General features: G+C 57.5%; 19 protein-coding genes. 3 read left to right on the top strand and 16 right to left on the bottom strand.

The window, feature by feature from the left end; translation table 11 throughout:
* Positions 1-52: 52 nt before the first annotated feature.
* Positions 53-1807 (top strand): heme ABC transporter permease/ATP-binding protein CydD, encoded by a 1755-nt coding sequence (gene cydD / locus JYB85_RS03755; protein WP_207381125.1) that lies wholly within the window; start codon positions 53-55, stop codon positions 1805-1807.
* Positions 1808-1827: 20 nt separating this feature from the next.
* Positions 1828-3639 (top strand): heme ABC transporter ATP-binding protein/permease CydC, encoded by a 1812-nt coding sequence (cydC, locus tag JYB85_RS03760; RefSeq protein ID WP_207381959.1) that lies wholly within the window; start codon positions 1828-1830, stop codon positions 3637-3639.
* Between the two features lie 137 nt (positions 3640-3776).
* Here cydC and JYB85_RS03765 read toward each other — a convergent pair whose 3' ends face one another.
* The 8 genes from JYB85_RS03765 to JYB85_RS03800 all read right to left on the bottom strand — a co-directional run bounded on the left by JYB85_RS03765 (position 3777) and on the right by JYB85_RS03800 (position 15340).
* Positions 3777-3953, bottom strand: a complete 177-nt coding sequence (locus JYB85_RS03765; protein ID WP_207322089.1) for a helix-turn-helix domain-containing protein — start codon at positions 3951-3953, stop codon at positions 3777-3779.
* Positions 3954-4560: 607 nt separating this feature from the next.
* Positions 4561-4965 carry a hypothetical protein gene (locus JYB85_RS03770; RefSeq protein WP_207381126.1) on the bottom strand — a complete coding sequence of 135 codons (405 nt, stop codon included), beginning with the start codon at positions 4963-4965 and terminating at the stop codon, positions 4561-4563.
* Positions 4966-5704: 739 nt separating this feature from the next.
* A complete protein-coding gene (locus JYB85_RS03775) occupies positions 5705-6160 on the bottom strand; it encodes an SRPBCC family protein (protein ID WP_207381127.1) in 456 nt (151 codons plus the stop codon).
* Between the two features lie 328 nt (positions 6161-6488).
* Complete coding sequence (locus JYB85_RS03780; protein WP_207381128.1) at positions 6489-7370, bottom strand: sulfurtransferase; 882 nt, start codon at positions 7368-7370, stop codon at positions 6489-6491.
* A 1870-nt stretch (positions 7371-9240) separates the two neighbouring features.
* Positions 9241-12420: a bifunctional proline dehydrogenase/L-glutamate gamma-semialdehyde dehydrogenase PutA gene (gene putA / locus JYB85_RS03785; RefSeq protein WP_228730189.1), complete on the bottom strand. Its 3180-nt coding sequence runs from the start codon at positions 12418-12420 to the stop codon at positions 9241-9243.
* Positions 12421-12674: 254 nt separating this feature from the next.
* Positions 12675-13250 carry a TIGR04211 family SH3 domain-containing protein gene (locus JYB85_RS03790; RefSeq protein ID WP_207381130.1) on the bottom strand — a complete coding sequence of 192 codons (576 nt, stop codon included), beginning with the start codon at positions 13248-13250 and terminating at the stop codon, positions 12675-12677.
* A gap of 114 nt (positions 13251-13364) precedes the next feature.
* A complete protein-coding gene (locus tag JYB85_RS03795; protein WP_207381131.1) occupies positions 13365-14633 on the bottom strand; it encodes an inorganic phosphate transporter in 1269 nt (422 codons plus the stop codon).
* Between the two features lie 26 nt (positions 14634-14659).
* Positions 14660-15340, bottom strand: coding sequence for a TIGR00153 family protein (locus JYB85_RS03800; RefSeq protein WP_207381132.1), 681 nt, complete (start codon positions 15338-15340; stop codon positions 14660-14662).
* A gap of 234 nt (positions 15341-15574) precedes the next feature.
* Between JYB85_RS03800 and JYB85_RS03805 the strand changes: the two genes are divergently transcribed.
* Entirely contained in the window at positions 15575-17044 is a 1470-nt protein-coding gene (locus JYB85_RS03805; protein ID WP_207381133.1) for a CYTH domain-containing protein, read from the top strand.
* A 46-nt stretch (positions 17045-17090) separates the two neighbouring features.
* Here the strand turns inward: JYB85_RS03805 and JYB85_RS03810 are convergent, their stop codons facing one another.
* From JYB85_RS03810 to JYB85_RS03845, 8 genes are all read right to left on the bottom strand, one after another.
* Positions 17091-17897: a potassium channel family protein gene (locus JYB85_RS03810; RefSeq protein ID WP_207381134.1), complete on the bottom strand. Its 807-nt coding sequence runs from the start codon at positions 17895-17897 to the stop codon at positions 17091-17093.
* Between the two features lie 13 nt (positions 17898-17910).
* Positions 17911-18252 carry a hypothetical protein gene (locus JYB85_RS03815; RefSeq protein ID WP_207381135.1) on the bottom strand — a complete coding sequence of 114 codons (342 nt, stop codon included), beginning with the start codon at positions 18250-18252 and terminating at the stop codon, positions 17911-17913.
* A 4-nt stretch (positions 18253-18256) separates the two neighbouring features.
* On the bottom strand, positions 18257-18901 hold the full coding sequence (locus JYB85_RS03820; RefSeq protein WP_207381136.1) for a hypothetical protein: 645 nt from the start codon (positions 18899-18901) through the stop codon (positions 18257-18259).
* Between the two features lie 65 nt (positions 18902-18966).
* On the bottom strand, positions 18967-19656 hold the full coding sequence (locus tag JYB85_RS03825; protein WP_207325537.1) for a PspA/IM30 family protein: 690 nt from the start codon (positions 19654-19656) through the stop codon (positions 18967-18969).
* A gap of 11 nt (positions 19657-19667) precedes the next feature.
* Positions 19668-20081 (bottom strand): YjfI family protein, encoded by a 414-nt coding sequence (locus tag JYB85_RS03830; protein ID WP_207322102.1) that lies wholly within the window; start codon positions 20079-20081, stop codon positions 19668-19670.
* Between the two features lie 100 nt (positions 20082-20181).
* Complete coding sequence (locus tag JYB85_RS03835; RefSeq protein WP_207381137.1) at positions 20182-21906, bottom strand: polyamine aminopropyltransferase; 1725 nt, start codon at positions 21904-21906, stop codon at positions 20182-20184.
* Positions 21907-21917: 11 nt separating this feature from the next.
* Entirely contained in the window at positions 21918-22817 is a 900-nt protein-coding gene (locus tag JYB85_RS03840; protein ID WP_207381138.1) for a DUF350 domain-containing protein, read from the bottom strand.
* A gap of 17 nt (positions 22818-22834) precedes the next feature.
* Complete coding sequence (locus tag JYB85_RS03845; RefSeq protein WP_207381139.1) at positions 22835-23794, bottom strand: hypothetical protein; 960 nt, start codon at positions 23792-23794, stop codon at positions 22835-22837.
* Positions 23795-24016: the final 222 nt, after the last annotated feature.

Below are 24016 nucleotides of genomic sequence, written 5' to 3' on the forward strand. Positions count from 1 at the left end.
CTGCGCCCCATCATTTTGGCCACCATCGCCATCCTCAGATCTCGGTTTGTTAATGGATAAATCCCTCGAAAAGCAGCTTATTCTCTGGCTCAGGCAACAAAAATCCATTTGTGGTCCCATGCTGCGGCTCAGCGTGGCCTTGGCCTGTATCAATGCCGTGGCCCTGGTGGCCCAAAGCTGGTTGCTGGCTTCGGTGCTCAGCGATCTGGTGCTCAATGGCGTGCCGGTCAGCCGGCATATGCCGGAACTCCTGGTGCTGCTGGCGCTGTTGCCGCTGCGGGCCCTGCTGGCTTGGGGGAGGGAGCGGGCCGGCTTCGAGGCAGGGCTCAGGCTGAGGCGCGCCCTGCGGGGACGGGTGCTGGACAGGTTAAGCGCCCTGGGGCCGGCATATATCCGCAGTCAGGCGGTCGGCAGTTGGGCCAGCAAGTTGCTGGAGCAGGTGGAGCAGTTGCAGGATTTTTACGGCCGTTATCTGCCGCAAATGACACTTGTGGCCCTGGTGCCGCTGTTAATCCTTGTCAGTGTCTGGCCGCTGAACTGGGCCGCCGGGCTGATATTGCTTGGCACGGCACCGCTGATCCCGCTGTTTATGGTGCTGGTGGGCATGGGCGCCAGCGATGCCAATAAACAGCACTTTCAGGCCCTGTCACGCTTGGCGGGCCACTTTATGGACAGGCTCAGGGGGCTTTCTACTTTGAGGCTGTTTGACCGCGCTGCCGCCGAGCAGCAGGCCATCGAAAATGCCTCCGAAGAGTTCCGCCACCGCACCATGGCGGTATTGCGGCTGGCCTTTTTAAGCTCAGCGGTACTGGAGTTTTTTGCCGCCGTCAGCATAGCCCTGCTGGCGGTGTATTTTGGTTTCAGCTTGCTGGGGCATTTGGACTTCGGTCACTACGGCGCCGGAGTGCAGCTGGGCAGCGCCCTGTTTGTGCTCTTGCTGGCGCCCGAGTTTTATCAGCCGCTGCGGGAGCTGGGCACCCACTATCATGCCAAGGCTCAGGCGGTGGCGGCGGCCGAGGCCCTCCATAGCCTGTTGGAAGGCGAGTTGCACACACCAGCGCCGGGCGAGCAGCCGCTGCCTGACTCCCTTGCCATTTGCGCCAAAGATCTCAGGGTCATGAGCCACGACGGCCAGTGCCTGCTGGGGCCGGTGAGTTTTGCCATCGCCGACGGCGAGCAGGTGGTCATTCTCGGGCCCAGCGGCGCCGGTAAGAGCAGTCTGCTCAATGCGCTGCTGGGCTTTTTACCCTATGAGGGCAGCCTCACCGTCGGCGGCGTCGAACTCCGCGACCTGGATATGGCCGCCTGGCGGGCGCAATTGCTGTGGCTGTCCCAGGAGCCGCAACTGTTGCACTGCTCGGTGAGGGACAATGTCGCCATGGGCAGGCCTCTGAGTGACGCCGAGATCTGGGCCCTGCTGGAACAGGCACATATAGCCGAGCTTGTCCGCGGCCTGCCCCAGGGGCTGGAGCAGATACTGGCGGAGCAGGGGAGTAGCGTTTCCGTGGGTCAGGCTCAGCGGCTTGCGTTGGCGAGGGCCTTGGCGGGCAAGGGACGGTTATTGCTGCTCGATGAACCGGGTGCCAGTCTGGATGTGGACAGTGAGCGCCTGGTGATGGATTCCCTTAAACAGGCCGCCCTTGGTCGTACCCGGTTGCTGATAAGTCACAGGCTCGATGAATTGAATGCTGAGGATACTGTGCTCTATCTGGCACAGGGACAACTGCAACAGCAGGGCAAACTCAGGGAACTCGCCCTGGCAGATGGCCCGGTGGCGCGGTTGCTGGCGCAGGAGGACGCTTTATGAAGACCGGGATGAAATCCGGGATGAACACCGGCATCACCTCCAATACAAGGTCCTGTGACTGGCTGTGGCCGCTGTTGAAACACCACAGCCTGATGATGCTGTTGGGGCTGCTGTTGTCACTCATCGCGCTTTTGAGCGGCATGGGGCTGTTGTCGCTGTCGGGCTGGTTTTTGTCGGCCACGGCGCTGGCGGGGCTGACCGTCACCACAGCCCAGGCCTTCAATTATTTTACCCCGGCGGGTGGGGTGCGGGGCCTGTCCATCGCCCGCACCGCCAGTCGCTATGGCGAGCGGCTGGTGACCCACGAGGCCACCTTCAGGGCCCTGACCACCCTGCGCTCCCTGGCCTGGCGGGCACTGTTGCCCCTCGGCGAGCAGCGTCTTGGGGGCGAGCGCCGCGGCGAACTGCTCAACCGCCTGGTGGCCGACATAGATACCCTGGATCACTTGTATTTGCGCCTGGCGGTGCCGCTTTGCAGTTTTGTCCTGGGAAGCCTGCTGCTGGTGGGATTTGTGGCCTGGTTCGACCCGGCCAAGGCCTTGCTGCTCGGCGGCGGCCTGCTGCTCAGTGCTTTGTGTCTGCCGGCGCTCTTCTATGTTCTCGGTCGGCGGGCGTCGAGGGGACAGGTTCAGGGCAAAAGGGATTACCGAATCGCACTGCTGGAATATCTCTCGGCCCAGGGGGAGTTGACCCTCTTTGGCGCCAGAGAAGGCTATCGGGCGGCGCTGGATGAGCGGGAGCGCACCTGGCAGCGCACCCAGGCGTGGCTCGCATCACTTAATGGGATTGGCCTTGGGTTAACCATTTTCATCCATGGCACCCTGGTGCTGCTTATCTTGCTGTTGGTGTCCGGCGGCGTTGGCAGCAATCAACCGCCGGGCGCCCTGGCTGCCTTGCTGCTGTTTGCCGCCCTGTCGACCATGGAACTGCTGTCGCCCCTGAGCACCGCCTTCGCCCAATTGGCCGGCACCCTGGAGGCGGCAAACCGGGTCGATGATTTGCTTACCGCCCCGCCCGGCGTGCAGTTTGTGAGCCAGGGGCCGACCGTCACCGAGGGCCGGATTGAGCTTAAGGGGATCGATTTCGCCTATCCCGGCGGCGCCCCTGTGCTCAAGGGCGTCGCGCTGGAACTCGCTCCCGGCAGCAGCACCGCCCTTATCGGTAAAACCGGCTGCGGCAAGTCGACCCTGCTGTCGCTGCTGACCCGCTGTTGGGAGCCGGTGCGCGGCGAGATACTGCTGGACGGGCGGCCACTGACGGCCTACAGCGAGGCCGAACTGCGCCGCGCCATTACGGTCGTGAGCCAAAGGGTGCATGTGTTCAGCGCAAGCCTAAGGGATAACCTGTTGCTGGCCAATGAGGCAGCCACGGATGCCGAACTCACCGCCGTGCTGGCCAAGGTGGGCCTTGGCCATTTGGCGCTGGATTGCTGGCTTGGCGACGGCGGTCGGCCCCTGTCCGGCGGTGAAACCCGTCGCCTTGGCATAGCCCGGGCGCTGCTGCGTGACAGTCCGATACTGCTGCTGGATGAACCAACGGAAGGACTCGACAGGCACACCGAGGCGCAGATGCTCAGGCTCCTGCTGGCCCACTGTCGGGGTGAGGCCGGAGAATCTGCTGGGGCTGAGGGGGCGGCCGTAGGCGAAACCAAGGCGTTGGCCAAGGGCGAACGCAAGCAAGGCAGGACTCTGTTGATGATAAGCCACAGACTGACCGCCATGGCGCAGATGGATCAGATCTGTGTGCTGGAGCAGGGCCAGATAGTGGCCAGGGGCGATCACGCGCAATTGCTGGCCGACTTTGCCCCCTATGCCCGTCAATACCGGCGCTAGCAGCTATTAGCTGTATCCAGTGACTGCTGGACTTTGGTGATAGCTGCATCCGGTGATAGTTGCTACGAGCGGTGAGCTGCTTTTCGCAACCGGCACCGCTGGCCTGGCCCTTTAACCTAAGGTTCCAGCTAAAAGCCTTAGCCGAGCCGTTTGGAAAACTCCAGAAACCTCAGTACTTCTTCCTCATGGAATAACAAATTGTCGCCGTCCCTGATGCTGGATAACAGATTTTCCCTGGCATAACGTTTGATAGTGGTGGGGGTCTTGTCGAGCAACTGACAGACCTCGTCCAGGGTCAGCAACTTGGAAGCCATGGGGTTCTCCTGCGATTGAGTGACAGCCTCAAGTATAGCTTGTGGTTTTCCAGCGCCCAAAACGGCGCCGGAACTGGGATTCCGGCATAGGCTGCCGGTGTGCAGCTTTAGGGAGGGCATGTCCGGTTTGAGTGCCAGTCATTCGGTGGCGACTTATTGGGGTGCTATGTGCCAAGAGGTTAACGCCCGACTTTGAGACTGACTTATGGCTGCGAAACAGGAAATATCCTTCCCATCACCAAAGGGACGCCAACAACCGATTAATGTGTGCTGTTGCGAGCTAGAAAACAAAGTCCACCATATAAATCGTCACCCATAACTCCATTGCAAAAAACAGAAGACTCATCAATAAATCAAAAGTAATCCAGAGTGTTGATTTAGCCTTGTACTCATTTAGCACCCGCCTTCGGTATGAAGGAAACAGAATAAAACCCCATACCCGATATAGATACGGGAAAGAACTGCCAACCTCACCAATAAATTCAATTAGATCGAGCACAGTTCTTCCTTAAATACTTAGAGGGAATCATATCAACGCCGTGGTTTGGGGCCGGAGTGGAGCGCCAGCGGAACGGAGGTCCCAGCCGCAGGCGACAACACCACCTTGTTATGGCTTTGACTCAAACTCAAAGTTTTCACCGTCGATATAAGCCGTAGCTGGCGGCTGACTACCACTAAAGTTAATAAAGTAACCATATTCAGACACAGGGAACACCAGAGATGTGCCGACTACTTTTACCGGCATTTCTTGAAAGCCTGAATAAACACCAAGATAATCCCCAGAACCCGAAAAAACAGCCAATCTCCGCATGCCTTTATTAGTTTCGGTCACATATGAGACGGCAACTAAATTGAAACATGTGTTTTCGTTACACAAGTTTGGGAAGTTCACATATTTCGCCTCTTGCGGGAAGTAGCCATTCAGATTATTTGCCTTAAGCCAATCAGAATCGTCTCCGGCATAAGCGGCGCTAGAAACTAAAAAGCTTAAAATCAAAGTAAGAAGGTTCATACGTGTTAGCCATAACATTTTATTATTGCGAGCTTGTGAGGTCAGTTACCTTACAAGCTATCTGACCCTAAAGGTTTTGTATAGCTCGAGCAGTAGATTTCAACCGGTTGAATAATATGCGTTAATGGTAATGAATAGCCGCTGTGCCAGCGGTAGAAAGTCGTGGGTCTCCAACCCACACCCGGGCAAGGGGCTTTGCTCATCCAAAGCCCCTTGCAACCCAAAGGATGCCCCCAGCCGGAGCCGAAAACCTCTCGGGTTTATGGGCGAAACGGCCAACGCGACAGACTCGCCTCCATGCTCGACTGTCGCTACCTCGGCGTCCTGCCTCGGTTGTTGCCGTTTCTTGCCCAACACCCTCGGCGGCTCCGAAGGGGGAAGCGGTGCAACAGTCAAACGTCATAATGTCTCTTCGAGTTTCCTAGACTGTTCCATCATGGCTGGAGTGGTACACCAATAGACTAGCACTGCCGCACCAGTGACCATTGGCGACAGGGATGTCGCCGCTGAGCCCCCAGGGAAGGGTTTACGGCGAGCCACTGGAGTGGCAGTGCGAAGGCCCACCGCAGGTGATTGATAACTTCCCATGCCGTAAGTTGCAGAAAAGCAAAAGATTACCGCTGTGCCAGCGGCAGAAAGTCATGGGGCGCCGGGGGCGAGCATGACATAAATGGCTCTGATTACTTTCGTATCAGCCCTTTTATTTAAGTACGCCAAGATTGCGTGCTTGAGTGACCTGTCAGGCCGCGGGCTCGGCATAAGGCATCCCTTTACCTGTCTCTATGTAGCTTTTAAGACTTGCCAGAAAATGACCCCAGCCCTGACTGCAAATGTCGAAGCATTCAATTTGCTGCGTCAGACCTTGATGTTCCAGAGCGAGGCGCGTGGTGGATTCGGATGGGCTTGCAAGTTGGAATACGATTGTGGTGCCAATCCATTCCTTCGTACGTGTCAAACCTGGAACAACTAGTTGGGCGTCGATGACATTCCAACGAACCTCAGATTGTGGCCGCAGGGATTCAATGCGCATCACTTTGAAAGTTTCTCCAAATCTTATGGTTATTAAATCGCCAATGCCTGTACCGACCTCGCAGGAAGTCGTCCACCAATCGGAAATACCGCGTTGCGTGGTCAATGCTTGGTAAACTTTTGCGGCAGGTGCAGAAATGAGCAGGTTGTTTTTGTAGCTGTCCATAGCATGTCTCCATGTCAGATGCTGGTGGAAATGGCCTAACACCATTGCTTATGTGAAACCGAAACTTAGTGTAGTTGGTCCCGCGGAGGAAGCGCATTTTGCGTGTGGAACAAAACAGGCCATGGGAGCGCGGCATTGGTGCATCCATGCAAGGCGCCCGCCGCAGGGAAACGCATGTCATCAGACAGCGGGATGAACAGTTTCAACTCGCGAGCGTTCTCCGAAGGCCTTTGGCCGCCGCGCGGGGATTAGAAGTTGGTACTGATGCAATTGGCAGGCTGAGCAGCGAGAGCCTGATTAATGTAGTTAAGTGATACACCTGTGAGCCTCATTCTCCGAGCTCAAGGGGCAAGGTGCGATCTGCTGACCACTCGATAAGCCCGCCGTCGTAAACGGCCACGTTTTGATGTCCCAGCAAATGGAGAATAAAGGCATCACTCGAAGAGGCAATACCGCCGCCGCAGTAGGTAATAACGCGCTCGGCGTCCAGTATCGGACGAAACAGTTTTCTCAGCTCTTCGGTCGGGCGATAGCGCATGGTCTCCCGGTCGAGGATTTCCCACGCGGTTACATTTTTTGCACCTGGGATATGGCCTCGTGCACCGTATTCCTTCCGCTCACCACGGTGCTGGCGCCGACCGAGAGCGTTCACTATGCAGGTTGTAGAGTCTTTAATGGCGGCCAGCACCTGCTCTTTGTCGGCGATGAGTTCCGGTCTGAGGTGCGGGGTAAAGGTCGCCGCCGGGTAAGCACATGGTGTCGAGGAGACAGGTCTGTCTTCAAGCCGCCAGGCAGTCCAGCCGCCGTTAAGTACCGACGCGTTGTCGAATCCAAAGGTGCGAAGCATCCACCACAAGCGCGCGGCCCACATGTTTTCCCGCCCATCATAAAGCACGACACGGGTGCCGTCTCCGATACCAAGCCGGCCCATCTGGTCGGCGAACCAGTCAGCGGTTGGCATGGTGAAGGTGTAGGAAGGCCGTTGGGGATCCGATATCTCCAGGAGATCGGCAAAGGCAGCACCAGGAATGTGAGAGCGCTGAAACTCACGTCTACCACTCTTAACCCGCGGGAACGGCCACAGCTTAACCTGCACAGTTGCATCCACCACGCGCAGGTCGGGATCGTTCAGATGTTGCTCCAGCCACTCAGGTTCAACGAGCGGATGCTGTGTGCCTGTTTCGGGGATAGGGGTATGGGACTCACTCATGGCGACCTCCCGGAGGTTCCGTGCCGGTGCCTTAGTACAGCCTAACACCTTAATAAGGATAATGCCTGTTCATTACCCCTACCATGCAGTCGTTGGCGGCTTCGAAGGGGGGCAGTGCAACAGTTCGGCATAGCGCTACCTCTTTGAAATTTCGAACAATTTGGCGATCGCTGGAGGGGAACATCAATAGACTAGCACTGCCGCACCAGTGACCATTGGCGACAGGGATGTCGCCGCTGAGCCCCCAGGGATGCTGATGTTTAAACCAAGAGTCGCCGTGTTACTGGAGTGGCAGTGCGAAGGCCCACCGCAGGTGATTTATGGCATCCGATGCCGGAAGTTGCACGAAAGCACAAGATAGCCGCTGTGCCAGCGGCACAACGTCGTGGGCTTCCAACCCACACCCGGGCAAGGGGCTTTGCTCATCCAAAGCCCCTTGCATCCCAAAGGATGCCCCCAGCCGGAGCCGAAAACCCCTCGGGTTTATGGGCGAAACGGCCAACGCGACAGACTCGCGTCCTGCTCGACTGTCGCTACCTCGGCGTCCTGCCTCGGTTGTTGCCGTTTCTTGCCCAACACCCTCGGCGGCTCCGAAGGGGGGATCGGTGCAACAGTCAGACTTCGCAATATCTCTTTGAGTTTCCTTGCCGATTCCGCCATGACCGGCGTGGAACACCAATAGCCAGCACTGCCGCACCAGTGACCATTGGCGACAGGACGTCGCCGGTGAGCCTCCAGGGATGCTGATGTTTAAACCAAGAATCGCCGTGTCACTGGAGTGGCAGTGCGAAAGCCCACCGCAGGTGATTTATGGCATCCGATGCCGGAAGTTGCAGTTGAAGCAAGAGATAGCCGCTGTGCCAGCGGCACAACGTCGTGGGCTTCCAACCCACACCCGGGCAAGGGGCTTTGCTCATCCAAAGCCCCTTGCATCCCAAAGGATGCCCCCAGCCGGAGCCGAAAACCCCTCGGGTTTATGGGCGAAACGGCCAACGCGACAGACTCGCGTCCTGCTCGACTGTCGCTACCTCGGCGTCCGGCCTCGGTTGTTGCCGTTTCTTGCCCAACACCCTCGGCGGCTCCGAAGGGGGGATCGGTGCAACAGTCAGACTTCGCAATATCTCTTTGAGTTTCCTTGCCGATTCCGCCATGACCGGCGTGGAACACCAATAGCCAGCACTGCCGCACCAGTGACCATTGGCGACAGGACGTCGCCGGTGAGCCTCCAGGGATGCTGATGTTTAAACCAAGAGTCGCCGTGTCACTGGAGTGGCAGTGCGAAAGCCCACCGCAGGTGATTTATGGCATCCGATGCCGGAAGTTGCAGTTGAAGCAAGAGATAGCCGCTGTGCCAGCGGCACAACGTCGTGGGCTTCCAACCCACACCCGGGCAAGGGGCTTTGCTCATCCAAAGCCCCTTGCATCCCAAAGGATGCCCCCAGCCGGAGCCGAAAACCCCTCGGGTTTATGGGCGAAACGGCCAACGCGACAGACTCGCGTCCTGCTCGACTGTCGCTACCTCGGCGTCCGGCCTCGGTTGTTGCCGTTTCTTGCCCAACACCCTCGACTCTGGCTCCTGCTTCGTCCTAACTCCTGCATCCATGCAGTCGTCTGCGGCTCCGAAAGGGGGATCGGTGCAACAGTCAGACTTCGCAATATCTCTTTGAGTTTCCTTGCCGATTCCGCCATGACCGGCGTGGCACACCAATAGCCAGCACTGCCGCACAAGTGTCTGCTCACAAAGGTGGCATCATTATCATGCAACTATGGGGGGTTACCGAGCAAACTCAATCATGTGCCTTGCCGCCACAAGGGGGCATAAAAAAGCCAGGCATTTAGCCTGGCTTTTTAGGGTTAACAGCGACAGCTGTTACTCGTCTGAGTCGCCCAGAGACAGCAGAGTCGCGTTACCGCCGATAGCGGTAATGTTATTGGTGCGGGTCTTCTCGGTCACAAAACGGGTCAGGTAGTGTGGACCACCGGCCTTGGGACCTGTGCCTGACAGGCCCTGGCCACCGAAGGGTTGCACGCCAACCACGGCACCGATCTGGTTGCGGTTGATGTAGACGTTACCCACGTTGACCTTGTCGGCTACTTCCAGGGCATGGCCCTCGTTGCGGCTGTGGATACCCAGGGTCAGACCGAAGCCCGTGCTGTTGATGTCGTCGATGACCTTCTGCAAGTCGGAGGCCTTGTAGCGGATCACGTGCAGGATAGGACCGAAGTGTTCCTTCTCCAGCACCTTGATGGAGTCGATTTCCACCGCGGTTGGCGCCACGAAGTGACCGTTCTCAGTGCCTTCCGGCAGGCGCAGCTGGTGAATTGGACGACCCACTTGCTTGATGTGGTCAATGTGGGCGTTCAGGTTGGCCTTGGCGGTGGCGTCGATAACAGGGCCCACGTCGGTCTTCACCGAGCCGGGGTTGCCCAGGCTCAGTTCGTCCATGGCGCCCTTGAGCACGTCGATAACGCGATCGGCAATGTCTTCCTGCAGGTACAGTACCCGCAGGGCGGAGCAACGTTGACCGGCGCTGGTGAAGGCGGAAGAAACCACGTCGTTCACCACTTGCTCAGGCTGGCTGGTGGAGTCCACCACCATGGCGTTCTGGCCACCGGTTTCGGCGATCAGTGGAATGATGGCGCCGTCGCGACCGGCCAGGGTGCGGTTGATGACCTTGGCGGTCACGGTAGAACCTGTGAAGCACACACCGCCAATGCGCTCATCGGCGGTCAGGGCTGCACCCACGGTGGCACCTGTGCCTGGCAGGTATTGCAGCACGTCCTTGGGAATGCCGGCCTGGTGAGCCAGTTGCACCGCGCGGTAACCGATAATACAGGTCTGCTCGGCAGGCTTGGCGATAACTGTGTTACCCGTTGCCAGGGCGGCCGCTACCTGACCGAGGAAGATGGCCAGCGGGAAGTTCCAGGGGCTGATACAGACGAACACGCCACGGCCCTGAAGGAAGAGTTCGTTCAGTTCACCTGTGGGGCCGGGCAGCAGCTCGGGCTTGGTCATCATCTTCTTGGCCTGCACCGCGTAGTAACGGCAGAAGTCCACGGCTTCGCGCACTTCGTCGATACCGTCCTGGATGCTCTTACCGGCTTCGCGGGTACACAGAGCAATCAGTTCTTCGCGGTTTTCTTCCAGCAGATCCGCCAGCTTTTGCAGGGCATTGGCGCGGGTCTCAACCGGGGTGCGGCACCAGGAGGCGAAGGCGTTGTCGGCAGCGGCCAGCGCCTGCTCGATGGCGGCGTCGTTGGCGAAAGCGACCTGACCCACTTTCTGGGTGGTGTCGTAGGGGCTGACCACGTCACGGACTTCACCGGCCAGGGTTTCACCCTTGACCAGGGGGCCTGCGGTCCACTGGGTGTCCTTGAATTTTTCCAACGCGGCGAAGAATGGCTCGGCTTCGGAGATGATGTTCATATTGAGTCCCTTGGAGTTTTTGCGCTCGGGGCCGAAGATATCGGCTGGCTTAACTATCTTGTTGTTTGCCAAGGTTTTGTAACCTTGCAGGGTCTTGAGTGGGTGGGTCACCAGCGACTCGATGGGGGTCTTGGGATCCACCAGCTTGTGTACGAACGAGGTGTTGGCGCCGTTTTCCAGCAGGCGACGTACCAGATAGGGCAGCAGGTCTTTGTGGGCACCTATAGGGGCATAAATACGCACCGTGGGTACCGCGGCCTCGGCCAGCACTGTGTCATACAGTTCCTGACCCATGCCGTGCAGGCGCTGGAATTCATATTTGCGATCGCCTGCCATGGCGCTGATGGCGGCCACGGTTTGGGCGTTGTGGCTGGCAAACTGCGGATAGATGACACCGCGGGTGGCGTCTGACAGCAGGTAACGGGCACAGGCCAGGTAAGACACGTCGGTGGCAGCCTTGCGGGTAAACAGCGGATAACCGGCTTCACCGGCCTGCTGGGCCCACTTGAGTTCGCTGTCCCAGTATGCGCCTTTTACCAAACGCAAAGGAATTTCATCACCCTGTTCCTTGGCCAAACGGGTCAGCCACAGCAGCACCGGCAGGGCGCGCTTGGAGTAGGCCTGGACCACTATGCCCAGCAGCCCCCAGCCCTTGGCGGCATCGGAGTTATACAGACGTTGGAACAGCTTGAGGGACAGCTCCAGACGATCCATTTCCTCGGCATCGATCTGGATACCCACGTTAACGCTGCGGGCCTGTTCAATCAGCTTGATCAGGGTGCCGTAGAGTTCGGTCATCACCCGGTCTTCGTTGGCCACTTCATAACGGGGATGCAGGGCCGACAGCTTGATGGAAATGGTGGGGCGCGGAGCTTCGGACTCATCGAAATTGCCGGCGCCGAGGGCAGCGATGGCGTTGGAGTAGTCCTTGTAATATTTGACCGCATCCTTGGTGGTCAGCGCGGCTTCACCCAGCATATCGTAGGAGTGGGTGTAACCCAGTTTGCGCTTGTCGGCGGCGTTTTTCAGGCCTTCTTCAATGGTGCGGCCAAGCACGAATTGCTTGCCCATGATCTTCATGGCAGCCAGCATGGCCTGACGGATAACGGGTTCGCCCAGACGGTTAACCAGACGGTTCAGCAGATTGCTTGGGGTGCCGTCGAGGTTCTTGTCCAGTTTGATGATCTTGCCGGTCAGCATCAGGCCCCAGGTGGAGGCGTTTACCAGCACGGAGTCACTCTTGGACATGTGCTCATCCCATTTGGCACCGGACAGTTTGTCGGCGATCAGGGCATCGGCGGTTTCGGCATCGGGAATGCGCAGCAGGGCTTCGGCCAGGCACATAAGGATGATGCCTTCCTGGGTTTCCAGGCTGTACTGCTGCAAAAAGGCGTCAATGCCGACCATTAGGCCTTTCTTTTCATACTGGCGCACCTTGGCCACCAGGTCGTGGGCACGGCGGGTTACGCGTTCGATGTCATCATCGCTCGACGGCACCAGCTGGATCAGCTCCTTAAGATATTGTTCTTCATCAACAATATAGTTGTGGGTGATCGCACTGAACAATTCGTCGAGAGTGGCGTTGTCGTAGCGACCCGCCAGTACTTCACTCGCTTTGAACATAGTAGTCGTTTCCATCTAGGCCGATAATAGGGCAGTTTGAAACGGGTCTTTTTCTGACCCTGGCCCACCCGCTTTTAATTTTGTATACAATTTCGCGCGTCGGGCGCGCAGATTATACCTGCAAAAATGCAAGTACGACACTCCGGCACCAAGGATAGTGAATTTTGTTTGATTTGGATTAATTTCAGCGCGCGTAACGCTGGATTGACAGGGTTCCCTTGTTTGATTGCAAGGGAACCCGGGATAAAGCGGGGTTACATCCAGCGGTTCTTTTTACGGCGCTGTGGGCGGGGCAGGTACACCAAAATAATGCCTATCAGGGCGCCGATGGCGGCGATCAGGCCACCTTCCTGCCACATGCGGTAGCGGGCGTTGTCCTGAATATCATTGACCTTGGCCATGGCGCTGTCACGCTCCAGATTGGCCTTGGCCAGGGCATCCTCAGCCTGCTTTAACTGGGTCTGCAGATTTTCAATGCGACTGCCGGCATCGCTCTGATTCGCTTCCAGATTGGCGAGTTGTTCTTTCACGCTGGCAAGTTCGGTTTCCAGTTGCGGCATACGTTCCCGCAGGCTGGGCTGGTTGCTGAGCATGTCATTGGCAACCCAGCCTTCACGGCCTTTATGGTCGATGACCTTGCTGTAGTCATCCTGGGTTTCACCCAGAAATTCCACCGGTTGGCCGGCTTCGATGGAACCCAGAATGCGGTACTGGGTGCCCGGACCATTGTGAATATAGATGAAGACGTTGTCTGAGATGTAACGCTGTTGTCCTGCGGCGAGCAGGGCGGGGGACAGGAGCAGGGCTCCGGCCAGGAGAAGGAATCTCATCACTGCTGAATTCTCTAAGGCAAAAGATAGCCCACATGCTAGGGATTCATGGCCGTCAATGCAAGAGGGAAGTCCGTGGACTTCCCTCTGTAATCAGCCTATTGGCGCTGTAAATCAGCCGAATGTGCCCTTGATCATGTAGAAGAAGATGATCGACAGGCCAGCACCGGCAGGCAGGGTCACTACCCAGGACACCACAATGTTGCGTACCACGCCGATGTTGATGGCGGCGATACCACGGGCCATACCCACACCGAGAACCGCACCCACCAGGGTTTGGGTGGTGGAGATTGGCAGACCGGTACCGGAGGCAATCACCACGGTAGAGGCCGCAGCCAGTTCGGCGGCGAAACCACGGCTTGGGGTCAGGTGAGTGATGTTCTTACCTATGGTTTGCATTACGCGGCTGCCGAAGATGGCCAGACCAAACACAATACCGAAAGCACCCAGGGGCAGGATCCACCAAACCAGAGGTGACTTGGCGGCAATTTCACCACCGCTGTTCACCACAGATACCACTGCAGCAAGGGGGCCAATGGCGTTAGCCACGTCGTTGGAGCCGTGGGCGAAGGCCATACAACAGGCGGAAACCACCATCAGCACGGCAAACACTTTTTCCACGTTGGCAAACTGGGTGTGGCGATCGGTTTTTTCAGACATCTTCAGACGACCGATGAACACCTTACCAACCAGGGCAACCAGGATACCAACGGCCAGGGCCAGACCGTAAGCTTCAACGTCGCTGAAGTGCAGACCCACGTGCTTGAGGCCTTTCTTGATGGTCACCAGTGACAGTACGAAACCGGCGAGCATCATGTAAAAAGGCACGTAACGCTTGGCGTTGTTCAGCGGATTATCTGTGTTGAAGATCAGCTTCTGGGCGCTTTGGAAGATCAGGAAGGCGATGAAACCAGAGATGGCAGGGGTCACAATCCAGGAACCCACGATACCGGTAACCTTACCCCATTCAACCGAGTCGGCGCTGACACCCACGGCGGCAAAACCAATGATGGCACCGACGATGGAGTGAGTGGTGGACACGGGCCAGCCCAGGGCTGAAGCCACCACCAACCAGATACCTGCGGCCAGCAGCGAAGCTATCATGCCGTACACCAGCAGTTCAGGTGTATCGGTAAAATAGCTGGCATCAATGATGCCGTTACGGATAGTGCTGGTCACTTCCCCACCGGCCAGATAGGCGCCGGCAAATTCAAATATCATCGCAATGATGATGGCTTGTTTAATGGTAATGGCGTTGGAACCAACGGAAGTCCCCATGGCGTTCGCCACGTCGTTGGCGCCGATACCCCATGCCATTAAGAAACCAAATGCGGCCGCGATGGCGATCAGCCACGGGCCATAGGTGACAAATACATCAACCATGTTATTACCTTGATAACCTTAGACAGTTAGACGCGAGCCAGCATCAGCTCAAGGCGGGAACCTACACGCTCGGCAAGATCTGCCAGGTCTCCAACCCACTCTATTATCTTGTAGAGGAACATCACGTCGACGGGATTCAGTTCCGATTCCACGGCGTACAAGCCGCGACGGACCTGGATCTGCAGATCATCAGTGTCTTCTTCGAGCACATCGAGTTCACTGATCATTTTGGCCACCAAATCCACTTCGCGACCACGGAAACCCGTTTCCAGCAGTTCGTCGAGTTCGTTGATGGCTTCTTTTGCCAGGCTTACAGCATCAAGACAGCGCTGCAGGTAGGCAGAGAAGGGCGCCTGAATGGCGGCAGGGATTACCAGTTGACGACCGATAACACGGCCTGAAATATCCTTGGCTTTATTGGCAATCTTATCTTGCTGAGTCAGCAGTTCCAGCAGGTCGGTACGTTCGACCGGCATGAACAGGCCACCGGGCAGGGTCAGACGGATTTCACGCTTGAGGGCATCCGCTTCTTTTTCGGTTTTGCTGATCTGCTTGCGAAGCTCGGTTGCGGCATCCCAGTCACCGGAGACAGTCGCATTGAAGAAGGGAACAAGTATGGACGCACACTCATTCACTTTGTCGATATGGTCTTGCAGAGGCTTGATTGGCGATTTTGCAAACACGCCCAAAATAGAGTTTACTGGCATAGCCGTTTACCTATTTAGGTTATTCCACTGTTGGAAAATGCGGGCGCATGGTAACTCAAGCGTCCGCGTATTGAAACTGTGTTTTCACATATTTGAAGACAGTTCTTATACATTCGGGTTATAACCCAACCCGAGTCCCAAATTCTAGATGAGTTTTGTGACAGCAATATGACATTATGAATTTATAGTGACATATACATGAATTATTGATGACAAAGTGAGCATTTCTTCCCCATGGATGCCGAGATAGAACTTAAGCTGTTTTTTCCACCGGAACATAAATCCGCACTCACCTCCCTAATTAATGATCTCAATGGCGCCCAAAGCAAGGGCGTAAAGCAGTTATTCAACGGCTATTTTGATACCCCGGATCTGCAACTGCGGCGTTGGGACATGGGCCTGCGAGTCCGCGGCATAGATGATCACCGGGAACAGACCATCAAAACCGCGGGCAAGGTTGCCGGCGGCATTCACTCGCGCCCGGAATACAATGTCACCATCACGGGTGATGTGCCGGACCTTGGGCTGTTTCCCGCCGAGATTTGGCCTGAAGGTGCGGATCTGATTGCGGTGCAGGCCCAGCTCGGCTGTGTGTTCAATACCGATTTCAGCCGCCACAGTTGGCACGTGCGCCTGGGTGGCAGCCTGGTGGAAATCGCTCTGGATCAGGGGGTTATTCGCGCCGGTGGACGTGAAGAACCCCTGTGCGAGCTCGAATTTGAGCTGCTGGAGGGACATCCCGGGGTGCTGCTGACCCTGGCACAGCAATTGGCGAACAAGGTGCCGCTGCGTCTGGGCAAGGCCAGCAAGGCCCAGCGCGGCTACCAGCTCGCTGGCAAAGGCAAGGCGCAGACACTGGATGCCCTGGCGGTGATGCCGCTGGCGCGGGATTTGGAGCTAGGCCAATGCTTTGCGTTGCTGCTGGAAACCGCACTGGAGCGCTGGCAATTGCTGGAGGCCATGATAGCCGCCTCTGTGGACCAGCCCCAGAATTGCGCCGATCTTTGGCAGCGTTTGCTGGCCTGTATCAACTTGCTTGAATCCACTTTGAGCCAATTCGGCATGCTGGAACCCGTTATGGCAGAGGGTTTTGCCGAGGTGAGGGCACAACTGGATTTTGTCGACGATGCCCAGGCACTGGCGCAATTGGCCGGTAATCAGCAGCAGATCTTCGGTCGTCGCAGCGATGCAACCGAGCTGTCCCTGCGGGCGTTGCAGGCATTGGTTGGGCTTAACTTTGCCAACAGGCTGCAAAATTTGTGGCAACTTCCGGCCTATGGTCAACTGCAGTTGCAGCTGGTGTCCATGATGCTGGAAGGTTTCAAGGGCGGAAACGGCACCCTGGCGGACTTTGCCAGCGGGCAGCTGGAGGCGGCGTGGGAAAAGATTCACCAGGCTATGCCGCTGGGTAAGCCCTTGAGTCTGGATGAATATCGTCAGGCGGGCCGGGCCCTGGACGCGGCGCTTCTTGTGGGGCTGGCCTATGGCAATCTGTTTCCCATGGACAGTCGGCGTGTGTTCAGGGCGCCGTGGGAAGATCTGCGCCAGGGGATCCTGGTGTTGCTGGCCTATGGCTTGATGGGGCAGATGTGCGGAGACAATGGCGAGTTGCAGCAATGGCTTGCCGACAAGACCCAGAGCTTGGCCTTTGCCATGGAACAGTCACGCCAGGTGGCGCTGAAACAACTACCCTATTGGCGCTGAGACTGGGCCGAATGCAGCGTCCGCGCTATTGGTGCGGATCGCTGCGCTACTTTTGTTGATCGCTGCGCTCTGAGAGCGCCTGTTTCAGTTCGGCGACCTCCTTGATCAAGGCGGCCTGATTGGCTTCCATCCGCGTCAACACGGCATCGAGATCCTGGCGTAGGCTTTCACTTTGGCTTTCCAGCATCTCCTCTTCATCGGGCATCACAAACAGGGATGCCATGTAGCCTGAAATCACCCCGAAGAAACTCACGCCGCAGATGATCACCAAAGCGCCCACGAAATGGCCGGCACTGGTGACCGGATAGTGATCGCCGTAGCCCACTGTGGATATGGTTACCATGGCCCACCAGATGGCCTGCTCGGCGGTATGGATATTGGCCCCTTCGGCACCGGCTTCCACCAGCAGAATCGCTACCGAAGACAAGGTCAGTATGGTCACCATGGCAACCAACAGGCTGGCTACTGTGGCCTGGCGGCGCTGGCGCACCAGTTGTTTGAACAGAGAGCGGCTCATGCGCAGCAGGCGGATCACCCGCAGGATCTGGAACAGCCTGGCAAATCTCAGGGTTTCAATGGCGGGGATACTGGCCACCAGATCTATCCAGTGGTGGCGCAGAAAAAAGACTTTATCGCGGGCGCGTACCAGCTGGACGGCGAAGTGGCTGAGAAAAATCACGCAGATGCTGGTGTCTATGTAGAACAGCAGCCGCTCGGTTTCGTCGTCGAGTTTGACAAAGGTCAGGGTCAACACCACCACCACCGACAGCAAGGATAACAGCATCATCGCCAGCTCTATGGGGCTGGGCGCCAGGCGTTTCAGATTGCTGTGCTGTTTTGTCTGTGCCGTCATTTGTGTGCCATCGTCAGTCCTTGGCCTCTTCCTGGTCGACGAAGTTAACCAGGTCATCCAGCACCCGCCGTTTGATTTCCAGTTGGGCATCGCTGGCCAGGCCATAGCGCTCCGCCAGCTGGACATAATCCTCTTCGCTCAGGGAGACTGTGAGCCTGGGGCGTTTGGGGCGCTTGGCCACAGACAAGCCCAGTATGGTGCGAATTTGATCCGATGGGCTCACCCCGGCATCCAAAGCCGCTTTGCGAATGGAATACTGGAACTTTTCATCCAAATCAAAGGCCACCTGGGTGGCTTTGGCGGCTTTTTGGTTCTGCAGCCAGGTATCCGGCAAAGGGTGTTTGGTTTTGCTCATGGCGTTAACTTCCTGGCCAGTATTCTCGTATGTCGCTCAGTGGACGGTACAGGCTGACACAAACCTCGGTATCACCGCCTTCATAAACTTCCACTTCCAGAGCCCGCTCACCGCTGTCATCCTCAAGCCCGTAAGCTTCGAAGGCGTCACCACAGGCACCATTGGCATCCTGGGGCGGTTTCAGGCCGCGATAGTCCTGACGATGGAAGTAGCCAAACTCGGCGAAACTGACTTCATGGTATTGTTTTCCAACCCATTGCTCAAGACGCTCGGGGACGGCGAGGGTCTGCAACTCGGCCTTTTGCTCTTCCTCGAAAATCTCACCGAAGGCATCCAGGCCAAACAGGCTGTCGACCTCGGGGCGGGTGATGGTGATGGAAAACACCAATGAGCATTCATCGTCTTCGTCCAGTCCAAGGAATACGGTATCACCGCTGTAGCCCTTGAGTACCCACTCGGGATGCTGGCTGCGGCTGTATTCGTAGGTGTTGACCGCTTCTACCCTGAACTGCTGGCCCCTGAGCTGGGCCGGCAGGCCGAAGTCGGTGTCCAGAGTGATCATGTCGCCCACCTGCAATTGGCGCGGGTGGTTGAGTTGGCGTTTTGGTGGCTCGGCTTTGGTGCCGAACAGGCCTTTGAGGAATCCCATGGTTACTCCTGATGCTGGGTCAACAAAGACACCCGGCCAGGGCCGGGTGTCCATTGCAAGGGGGCTTAACCCTTGCGGGCCTTGATGCGCTCAAGGACAGAGTTGGCGTCGTTCTTGGACTCGCCAATACCGGCTTCGGCCAGTTTGGCAGCCAGTGACTTGTCACTGTTTTCTGCTTCCAGGGTCTCGGCGGCCTTCAGGCGGTCGTCGAATTGCTGCTGGCGGGCCTTGATCCGCTCCAGTGAATCCTTGGCATTGAGCAGCTTGGAGTTGCTGGAGGCGAAGGAGTCAGTGATGGAAGCCGTGGCCTTCTGCACGCTTTCCGTGGTCTTGACCATGGACAGCTGACGCTGATAGTCCGCCAGTTGGCGTTCGGTCTTCTTCACCAGATCCTTGAGCTTAACCGCGTGGGCGCTGTAGCTCTCGTTGGCACTTTGTTGATCGGCCAGTTCTTGCTCCAGCTGGGCAATCTTCTCGGCCACTTCCAGGGCCAGGGTTTCGTTACCCTTGTCCAGGGCCTGGGCGGCATAGCCTTCGTGTTCGGCAACGGCGCGCTTCAGGCGGTCGATTTCACGGCTGGCCTGCATTTCCTTGGCCATTACGTCGGTCAGATCGCGCTTGGCCTTGGTCAGGTGACGCTCGGCATCACGGATTTCCTGTTCGAAGATACGGGTGGAATTGGCATCGACAATGCTTTGGCCAATTTCGGTAGCGCCGCCACGGAAGGCGGTGAGGATTTTGTTCAGTATGCCCATAATCTGGCTCCTTATTTCAGGTAATCGACCATTTCATCAATGATTTCGAGGCAGTTATCGGACAGGACTGCCAGTTCCTGCTCAATCTCTTCCATGCTGGACTTGAGTGACAGTGCCCCGTAGGCCACATACTTGTCGTCAATCTTGGCGAAGGCCGACAGTGGCATGGGGATGTTCAACTCCAACATGGTTTCAAACATTTCGGCGCGGCGTTCCTGCCTGACTTCATCTTCGCCCCAGAGGTAGCTGATGCAGAGGATTTGGTTGTCAGTCACCGACACAAACACAGGTATTTCTTCACGGCCAACAACGTTGACCTGCAGTACTTCCACATCTCCATCGATGGGATAACAATCAAATTGGAAACCCGTCTGGCTGTTATCTCCCAGTCCATTGAGGTGATTGGCAATCGCGTGGATATTCATATTTGTCCTCTCTGACATATTATGTCTGTGTTCCAAGATAGCATTGAGACATAATATGTCAAGCACTATCCCGACGGTTTTTACTGCTGATTAATAAAGCTTAATAAAGTGCTTCCCCTTCGCTCTCGGCCCAGGCCTGGAGGTGGTACTGATACAGGGTAAAGGAGCCTATGCTGTTGGCCTTAATTGCGTCACTGTCGCGATAGAAATCCGCCGGAAAGGCGAAGGCGCCCCGCAGCAGTTCCTGTGTCATCCAGCCGTCCGCCACAGGCAGGCTGGATAGCCCGTCAATTCTATGCTTGCCATCTGCGCCGCCCAGGGTACCCAGGGTCCAACCCCATTCGCCGAAACTCGGCACATTGTGATGATATTGGTTCACCTGGAACCCGGCCTCGGCCAGGGTCTTGCCTATGCTGATGAAGGCCGCCCTGGCGTGATAGGGTGAGGTGGACTGGATGCTGATGGCGCCATCCCGGCTCAGCAATTCAGCAAGCTTGCGGTAAAACAGATCCGAATACAGCTTGTTCAGATCCGGATGGCTGGGGTCCGGCAGGTCCACTATGATGGCATCGAAACTGGCACCCTTGGCTATCAGCTCATCGACACCGTTGAAGGCATCGTTGAATATCAGGTTCAGGCGCGGATCCCTGAGTGCGTCCTGATTGAGCGCCAACAGCGCCTTGGCAAGCCTTGGCGGCATGTCCTCGGGCGGATCGCGAAACAGCTGCACCAACTGTTCATCCAAATCCAGCAGGGTCACGGACTGGGGTTGCCAGCGCAATACATCCCGGGCCGCCAGGCCATCGCCACCGCCGACTATCAATATCCTGTCGTGGCGGGCGCTGGCCAGCAGTGGCGGCTGGGTCAGGAAGCTGTGGTAAATCTTCTCATCGGCGGAGGAGAATTGCAGCCGCCCGTTGATGTACAGGGAGTACACGGGGGCCAGTCCCTTGCCGCGCAGACGTTCGGTGAAGGTCAGCTGCTGAAAGCGGGTAGCCTGGCTGTAGATGACCTTGTCCTTGTAAAGCAGATTATTGAAGTCCTGCTCCCAATCCGGCCCCTTGATGGCCAGCAGTCCCAGCAACAAGGATGCCAGCAGGTGGGCCAGCAGCAGATAATTGGCGCCGCGGATCTTGCCGTGGAAGCGGGTGATAAACATCAGGCCCGCCAACAGGTTAAAGGCGGCGGTCAGGCTTGCCGACAGTTGCACATCCAGGGTCAGCATACAGCCGACCCAGAGGGCGGCGCCGACACCTGCGCCTATGTAGTCGGCCCCGTAAATAGTACCGGCGTTATGGATTAGGTGGGCCTCGGACAGGGACTGGCGCACCCGGGCTATCAGTGGGATTTCCATGCCCACCATCAGCCCCAGGAGTACCCCGAACCCATAGGGCAGGTATTGGGTCAGTTGTTGCAGCTGGCCGAACATGCCACCGGCGGGCAGCCTGTCGGGCGGCAATTCCAGGGTTTCCGCCAGCAGCATGGGCAGTTGCTGGCTCATGCCGATGGCAGCGGCGGTAAAGATTATTGCGCCGGCACCGGCAAGGGCCACCAAGAGTTCCAGTATGGCGAAGCCGGTGAAGGCGCAGCGGATCTTGCGGGCGGCAAAGGCACCCAGGCCCATGGAAACTATCATCAGGCCTATCATGGTGTAGACCGCGGCTTCCAGGGCTCCGAGAATGCGCCCGGCATAGTGGGACAACAGGTACTCGTAGATAAGTCCGCAGCCCGCCAGTACCGCCATTATGCCCAGCAGCAGGCCGTCATCCAGCCTGCCCAGGCGGCTTTTTGGCTGAACCTGTTCCTTCAGGCCCTGTTCGTTCACGCCCTGTTCTATCACGCCATAAGCCCGGTAAGGATCAGCGCCACTGCGATACTGATGGCCAGCTCCACGGCGGCTATGCCTGTGTTGTGTTGCCGCTCCACCTCATCGGCGAGATTAATCCGCGCCAATACCAGCCTCTTCACCAGCCACAGCAACAGGGTCAGTGCCAGCAGCATGATGACGGAAAACAGCAACCAGCCCAGCAGGTTACCCAGATAAGCCGTAGGTTCGAACACAATGAAGTGACTGGCGGCATTGAAGGTCAGTGCCAGCGCCAGCATGTGGCCGCTGTGGCGTATGGCCAGCGCAGTGTGGCCGCTGCACAGGGCCTGCTGCATGGAGGCGCCCTGATTGCGGCCGGCATAGCCGCGTTCCAGCAGGCGGGTCAGCAACACCAGCATCAGCTGGGATACGGCGAAGGCCGAAGCGATGGCAATAAAGGTGTTGAGGGTCAGATCCTCGGCCCACAGCAGCACGGCGCGGATGATGATGGCCGTTGCCAGGGCGGCGCTGGCATCCACCAGGGCCACGGACACGTTGCCCTTGAGTACATGCTCGTTCTTGTTCAGTTCGTTGAGGGCAATCTTGTCGTGCAGCCAGCGACCACACTTGATAAGCACCAGGCCAAACAGGCCATAGGAGACCATGCCGATGGCCTCGGTCAGGTAATCGTGGGCGGCAGCGCCCGTGATGGCGCCGGTGAGCACTATACCCAGGGCCAATACGGCACCGGCCGTGCTGATCCCGAAGGCGACATTATCCCTGACAGCCAGCTCGTCGCTGCTGTTGACCTTGATGCTCCAGCCCTGCAAATAACGCATGGCGGTCAGCAGTGCCACGGCAATGGACAGATCGATAAGCAGAATGATCGCCAGTTCCTGGGTGATGCCGTAATCAGTAAAGAGTGTCATGTTGGATCCTTTTGCTGTTATTTGCCGCGGCGCACGCTGCGGGTGGTACGGGAGCGCGAATCGCGAAAACTGCTGTCCTTGCCATAGTTGGAACGGAACTTGGGTTTTTCGGCACTGGGGCGGCTGCTGGGCGCCTGGCTGCTTTGGCGCGACAGGCCGCTGGCGCCGCTGCGGGTCTTGGCATAGGGGCTGTCAAAACGCTTGCCCTGGGAATCAAAGCGTTTCTTTTCCTGCTGGAATACCCTGTCCTGCTGCAACACGTCCCGTGGCGAGCTGTAACGGTAGCGGCCCACATCGTGGTAATAGCTGTAGTTGCGACCACGGGACCAGTTGTCGTAATAAACGGGACGGTTGAACAGGTTGGAGAACATGGAGTACATGCCGTACCAGGCCCAGAAGGAGGTACCATTGCTGTTGGTTTGCCATTGACCATAGGCGGGATTGCCCACCAGCTGGCTGCCGGGGCCCAGATCGTCAGCGCCGTTGGCGAGAGATTCCGACTCGCGGCTGATGGCGTTGACCCTGGCCAGTTGGCCGTCGGACATGTCCGCCAGCACATTGACCGGATCCGACAGCAGATCGTTATACAGGGCAGGATCGGCGGCCTGATACAGGTTTTCCAGCTCCTGCAGCCGGGTTTCCTCATCAATGAAGTTGGCCGGATTTTTGGCTTCCTCCAGACGACGCTTGAGGCTGCCATAAAGGGCACCGTCGGTACCTGCATCCAGCGCCAGCTGCTTGACCAGGGGCGCCAGCGCGGGCTTTTGTGACTCCAACAAGCCGGCATAGTGCTCCAGCAGCATGGCGTTGCGTATGCTGCCTTGCTGAAGCTGCTCGCCGAGACTGGCGATTCTCGACTCGCTGAGCTGGCTGTACTTGTTGATTTGCGCCGCCACCTGCTCCTGGCGGTTGTCACCACAACCGGCCAGTAAAAGCAGTAACGCGGCCACCAGGGCTCGGGTAAGCATACCTGCCATTTTCTCTCCCAATGCACCGCTGCGGCCGGGATCACGAATTATCTTCTTTGCCGATATGCCGCAAGCGGATGTTTATAGTAACCTTATTCCCAGTCGTTCCAATCCAGGGGACGGTAGCCGGGGATGGTGCACCCGGAAGGGCGCAGCCCTATCTATAGCACTAATGACATAATATGTCGACAGTCAACTTTGCCAGGGAATATGTATGCTTAAGCCTTTATC

This window comes from Shewanella sedimentimangrovi (assembly GCF_017354965.1).
GTDB lineage: Bacteria > Pseudomonadota > Gammaproteobacteria > Enterobacterales > Shewanellaceae > Shewanella > Shewanella cyperi.